This window comes from Pseudoalteromonas sp. SWXJZ94C (assembly GCF_015864385.1).
Taxonomy (GTDB): Bacteria; Pseudomonadota; Gammaproteobacteria; order Enterobacterales; family Alteromonadaceae; genus Pseudoalteromonas.
The window spans coordinates 1-747 of the sequence record NZ_JADYXF010000149.1 but is presented as its reverse complement, the minus strand read 5'-3'; the positions used below and the strand labels follow the sequence as shown (position 1 = coordinate 747).

The window sequence follows — 747 nt, the reverse complement described above, 5'->3', positions numbered from 1 at the left end:
CGCTTTAGCATTTACTATGATGTGGCTACCAATGTGGGCTGATTAATATATATACTACAAAGATCAACAGCCCCTAGTAGTAAACGTAGTATTGGTAGAAAAAGCACGCATACATTTGAGTTTAAAGAACATAACTACCAAGTTAAGTATCACATGCAAAATATTATCACTGGCAAACTAGAATGTACTTTTTTTAAAAATAATGAGCAAATAAAACAACAAGAACAAACTTTACTTCCTTTTATTAAGGATCCGAAAAGAGCAGTGCTATTTTTCACCGCCAGTGTACTAGCCGGATACTTGGGTGGGTATTTAACCTTTGCGCTAATTGACTTAGTGGTAGGTAAATAAACGCATGCAACTTAATCCTAAAACAATAAAAGAACTTAGGCAGCAATTTAATTGGACGCAACAGCAACTTGCCGATGCCTGCGCTGTAAGCTTACGTACCGTTCAGCGTGTAGAAAAAGAAGGTGCGGCATCAAAAGAAACCACAATGGCTTTATGCGCAGTATTTGAAGTGCGCCAAGGCGAGCTTATAAAATTGGACGACTTAGAAGTAGATGAAACAGTTAAAGCCCAATCAACGCAAAAGTTTATTGTAGCTATTACTATAAGCTCTTTAATAAGCTTTCATAGGTTAGACATTAAGAGATAATTGGATTCAGGACGCATTTTAATCGTCCTTTTTCTTTATCTCTTTTTGGGTTCGCTCTTCGTGCATATTTTGACAAAAAACTGATAGTT

Annotated in this window: 2 protein-coding genes; both read left to right on the top strand. The window is 36.4% G+C overall.

Features of this window, described 5'->3' with window-relative positions:
* Nucleotides 1–153: 153 nt before the first annotated feature.
* Entirely contained in the window at nt 154–351 is a 198-nt protein-coding gene (locus I6F65_RS21495; protein ID WP_197114867.1) for a hypothetical protein, read from the top strand.
* A gap of 4 nt (nt 352–355) precedes the next feature.
* Nucleotides 356–658 (top strand): helix-turn-helix transcriptional regulator, encoded by a 303-nt coding sequence (locus I6F65_RS21490; RefSeq protein ID WP_197114865.1) that lies wholly within the window; start codon nt 356–358, stop codon nt 656–658.
* Nucleotides 659–747 lie beyond the last annotated feature (89 nt).